Origin of the sequence: Faecalibacterium sp. (assembly GCF_052358865.1) — a bacterium.
GTDB classification, from domain to species: Bacteria; Bacillota; Clostridia; order Oscillospirales; family Ruminococcaceae; genus Faecalibacterium; species Faecalibacterium butyricigenerans.
Window position 1 is genome coordinate 1 of the sequence record NZ_DAWCVJ010000119.1, and the last position, 4,825, is coordinate 4,825.

At 53.4% G+C, this 4,825-nt stretch carries 4 protein-coding genes and 1 tRNA gene; 1 reads left to right on the plus strand and 4 read right to left on the minus strand.

Annotation, left to right across the window (positions count from 1 at the left end; all coding sequences use genetic code 11):
• Positions 1 to 94: 94 nt before the first annotated feature.
• A tRNA-Lys gene (locus tag ACT8X9_RS12800) sits at positions 95 to 170 on the plus strand.
• 162 nt (positions 171 to 332) lie between these two features.
• Here ACT8X9_RS12800 and ACT8X9_RS12805 read toward each other — a convergent pair.
• The 4 genes from ACT8X9_RS12805 to ACT8X9_RS12820 form a co-directional block, all read right to left on the minus strand.
• Positions 333 to 1,721, minus strand: a complete 1,389-nt coding sequence (locus tag ACT8X9_RS12805) for a site-specific integrase (protein ID WP_444269246.1) — start codon at positions 1,719 to 1,721, stop codon at positions 333 to 335.
• Between the two features lie 16 nt (positions 1,722 to 1,737).
• A complete protein-coding gene (locus ACT8X9_RS12810; RefSeq protein WP_370569220.1) occupies positions 1,738 to 2,052 on the minus strand; it encodes a helix-turn-helix domain-containing protein in 315 nt (104 codons plus the stop codon).
• A 42-nt stretch (positions 2,053 to 2,094) separates the two neighbouring features.
• The gene (locus ACT8X9_RS12815; protein ID WP_444269247.1) at positions 2,095 to 3,360 is read right to left on the minus strand and encodes a plasmid recombination protein; all 1,266 of its coding nucleotides are present in this window, start codon (positions 3,358 to 3,360) and stop codon (positions 2,095 to 2,097) included.
• Positions 3,361 to 3,734: 374 nt separating this feature from the next.
• On the minus strand, positions 3,735 to 4,825 hold a 1,091-nt coding region (locus ACT8X9_RS12820; protein WP_444269248.1), incomplete at its 5' end, for a DNA primase family protein.

The following is a 4,825-nucleotide window of genomic DNA, read 5'->3' on the forward strand; positions in this document are numbered from 1 at the left end:
TCGTGCCCAAGATAGTTAGCTGGAAACGGCTTGTGAAAATAGGTAGTCGCCGACTCATAGTTGTCAGGATGAAGAAACCGCATCTTGACAATATGCACCTCTAGCTCAGTTGGTAGAGCAACTGACTCTTAATCAGTGGGCCCAGGGTTCGAGTCCCTGGAGGTGCACCAGATATTGAACGTCAAATCGTAAGATTTGGCGTTCTTTTTTGTTATGTAACCCCGAAAAATCGGGGATTGCACGGTCAATGCACGGTTTTTGCACGGTCGTAGTTTTCGCCAGCAGATTTTGCAAGGGGCGAAATTGCTTGAAAATGCGTGTCGGATTTTGCATCAGGTCAGCAGAGCCAGACGGAGCTGCGCCTTTACTTCGGGGTCTGCATTCTTCAAAAGTTCCAGCAAAGCGGTCATAGAGATGGTCGGTTCGCCTTCGGCGGGTACAGCCTGCGGGCTGGGGCTTTCCTGTTTGGCATAGAACCCTTCCTCAAACTTCCTGCCCAGCTCCACACGGGAGGACTGCTGGATATGAGCGTAGGTGTTCACCAGCATATCCGCCGTAGCGTGTCCTGTGGTGCCCTGAACGGCCTTCACATCGCCGCCGGAGATCATCAGCTGGTAGGTGGCACTGGAATGCCGCAGACCGTGGAACACAATGCGGGGGAATTCCGGGTGTGCATCCTGCCATTTGAGGAACTTCTTGCGAATCAACACAGGCTCTACCGCCAGACCGTTGGGCAGACGGAACAGCATTCCGCTGTCACGATAGCGGGTCGGGTCTTTCATCTCGTCTGCCGCCAACTGATTCAGCCACTTCTTCAATTCCTCTTTCAGTGCAGAGGTCATAAAGATAGTGCGGCAGGAGGACGCCGTTTTGGTGCTTTTCAGGATGAGGGAAGTGGTGCTGCGTTCTAGCTTGTCCGGGAACACCTTGATGATGCAGCCATCGTCCACTTGGTTCAGGGCTTCTTTTCGCACTCGCTGCATGGACTTGTTGATACGAAACGTTCCGATGCCATCTGCGGCATCAAAATCGAGATCTTCCGGGGTCAGACCTACGATCTCGCCCTCCCGCAGTGCGCCCACCAATGTGAGGTGGACTGCCAGATGCAGGATGGGGTCCTCCATGCTGTCCAGAGCTGCTCGCATTTCCTCTACCGTCCAGATGATGCGCTCCTGCGTGGACTTCTTGGGGCTGTCCACGGGAACAGGACTTTTAATCAGGATGCCCCACTCTACGGCATACTGGAACGCTGTACCCAGCAGCCGATGAACCTCGTGGATAGTCGTGCCGGAAAGGAACCGCTGCTTCTGCTTTTTGGTCAGTTCCTGCTTTTTTCCCTCGATATACGAACCGCAGGGCGTTTTGCTCAAGGTCGTATAGAGGTTTTCCATGTGGTAGGGCTTGAGTTTCTGTATCTCCATGCTGCCAATATAGGGGATGATGAGGTTTTGGATGGTGGAGAGGTTGGATTCGTAGGTTTTGGGTGCCCACTTGTGCTTGCTGCACTGCTTGGGCAGCCAATCCATGAGGAACTCTGCCACCGTCACCGAGGACGGAATCAGGAACGTGCCGGCGGCCAGTTCATGCTCGATTTGCTTTTTTCGGTTCGTTGCCTCCTCTTTTGTGGGAAAACTTTCCCATTTGTCGCAGCTTTTGCCGTGTTCATCTTCGTAGGTGTATCGGACGCTGTAAGAGTTGCCGCGCTTCGTAATATATGCCATACTGTTTGCCTCCTTATCAAGCTGCTCGGTAGAGCCACGCATCGAAACTGTCTTTCGGTACACGGATGCTTCCGCCTACCCGCAGAACACGGAATTCGGTGGTGCTGTTGCACAGGTTGTAAGCAGAGCGCAGACTGATGGCCAGCATTCGTGCAATATCGTTCACCGTGTACACCAGCTTCGTGGTTTCCGGGCTGTCAGTCGGAGACTTGACGGCATTGGTTTGAGTGACCACCTCCATTGTAGTGAGATTCGAGTCCTTTTGCAAGAACTTTTTCGTATAATCGGAAGATTGCACAGGGACGTTCATAGAATTACGGTCAAAATCCATAAGCATTTCTCCTTGTATTGTCATATTATCTAAAAATTCAGTTTAAAGTTCTACATCCTGCCCACGCTTGCGGTTTCGCTGCTGTACATTCATGGTGCGCTCCTGCTTGGGGGCAAGAATCTTTTCCAGAAAGCTGCGAACCAGTTCAGGTGCACGGTGGAGGGCGTCCAGATAGGGCTTCACTTCGTACCAGAGTTCATGATACTTTTGACCCCAATGAACAGCTTCCTTCTTGGCGGTGGAAAGTTCTTCTTTCAGGCGGCGGTTCTCTACATCCATCATATAGCCGTGGTCAGCCTGTTTTTTCAGTTTGGAGAATTCTTCCTCGGTCAGCGAGTAGTTACCGAGAAAGGTGCGCTTGCCGATATAATCCAGATCGCGCGCATGAATGAGGGCTTCTTTTGTGAGTGTGGCCTTTTTCTGCACAGCGGCAAGTTCCTTTTCCTTTTTGGAAAGGGTCTGACTGGTTTTAGCAAGCGATTGTGCCTGCTGGTCGGCTTGGGCGGTCAGGATGTCCAGCCGTTCCTGTTCCCGCTGGACTTTGAACTGGGTGACGGTCAGGTGTTCTTCAGTGCTGCCACGCTCACCACGCTCTACATCCGTGTACCCAGCATTGCGCATATAGTTGAAGAAATCGTCTTGCAGGACACTGTACGACTTCTTCAGGACTGGCTTGCCGTTCTTTTGCAGGACAGGCTTTCCGGCATCGTCCAGCAAGGGCTTGGAAGCCCACTTCTTGCTCCGGCTGACCTGCATGACGGTCTCCTTGACTGTGCCGACCAGTGCTTTGTCCTTGCAGCGTTTCGACCACAGGATTTGCTTTTCCACCACAGGCACATAGACCACATGGAGATGATAGTGGTAGACTTCACGGCCTAATGCTTCGGTCATGGCACGGTTGATCTCATCGGCGTGCATGACTGCCGAGAGGATATACTGCTCACCGTCCACGATTTGGACAGCGGCTTTATAGGCATCTGCGTAGAACTGCTTAGCGAACTCGTAGCCGCCGTGGTTGTCGAAATAGGCAGAGTTGACATCAAAAATTAGCTCACAGTAGTGGGTGGCATCCGGCTTCAAACCACGGGTGGAGATCGTGCCGTTGGCTTCCATCTGGGCGAACAGGTCGGTATAACTGGCGGCAGGCTTTTTGAAGTGGACGTTCCATGCAGTGCGCTGGGGGATAATGTCGGGGTTCCGATAGCTGTCCTTTTCGCGCTCATTGTGCTGCTGGGTGTTGCCAACGGCCTTGTCCGAAACGGCAAGGTTTCGGACACTGGTGCGGTCGATGCCATCATTTCTTGCCAAAGGGCATTCCTCCTTTCAAGGTTCATTGAGAGGTGACGGGGAACGGAGATGCACTTCTGCGGAAGTGTAATAACCCACTATGACACTTTCAGCCCTGCGGTCTGCAAAGTGTAGTGGGCTCTCCGAGGGGGAACGAGGGAGAACGTCTCCTGTGGGAGAGCTACAATCAAGTTCGCACAATGCGAACTTGATTGCTCCGTACGCATCTAAAAAATCGCGTACGGAGTTCAAATAACCTGTACGGTTCGTACGGCGCACGGATAAGTGAAATATAAACGATAACACGTTTTAATTTTCTGAAATCTGCCGTACGGATGCGTACGAGTACAGACCGTACAGGTTGTACGAACTTCTTTCGTGAAAAAATGCACTTTTTACGGGCAGGAGTGGACAAGCGGCTCGATGCCCACGAAACCGCGCACCCTGCGGCCACCGGGCAGGTAGATGTTGTTGGTGGATTCAAGGTTATAGCGGCGGTCATTCTGGCGCAGTTCTGCACTGAAACGGATCGCCGATACGCTGTGACAGGCGTTGTCCTCGCACCACAGTTTGTAGATCTCGTAGAAATCCTTGGAACTGATGGAGTAGTCCGCCTTGAAGCGGAAATAGCCCTCAGATTCCATAAAGTCAATGACATTGTTGCTGCTGCGCTTGATGGTGTCCACGTTGGCGGCGGCTTTGGGGCTGACCGTGAAGCGGAAGCTGTTCTGCACCAGCCGATGCAGTCCTTCCAGACACCAGAGCAGGATGCCCTCCAACTCGGCGCACATCTTCTCGACAAGGAAAGGGTCATCTACACGGCCAGCAGGCTTGTCCTTGGTGGTCAGGATAAGTTGGCGGCGAAAGAAGCCGTCTGAATGGTCGTACAGTGATGTCAGCGCACCGTTGCCAAAACAGAGGAACCGGGCGTAAATGTCCCGCTGGTAGCTCTGGATACCCTTGCGCTCCAAGTCCAGCTTGGCTTCGGCGGTCACGATGGTCTTGATATAATTCGTTTTGGGCAGGGCGTTCATGTCCATGTCATCGTCGATCATCAGCAGGCGGCGTTCCAGATCGGCGCGGGCAAAGCGGTTGTTCTCGACTTTCTGGACGCTGCCGTTGCTGGCGGCATCTCCCATGAGCCGTTTCAGCACCAGCCCGATGCGGGACTTACCTTCGCCGCCCTTGCCGACAATGAGCATCATCTTCTGCCCCTTGGTGCTGGGGATCAGGCAGTAACCCAGATATTCCTGCAAGGTGGGGATGTCGGCATCGTCCAGCAGCTCGTGCAGGAAGGTAAGCCAGCGTTCCGGGTTAGGTGCTTTGGGGTCGTACTTCACGGGCAGGCGGTTCTGGCAGAACAGCCGGGTCTCCTGAAAAGAGCCGTCCGGCAGGTGGTACACGCCGTTCTGGAGATGGATGCAGTCCTGTTCGATGGGGAACGGGTCGGAAAAGGCCAGCAGCTTGATGGTCTCCAGAATGTTGG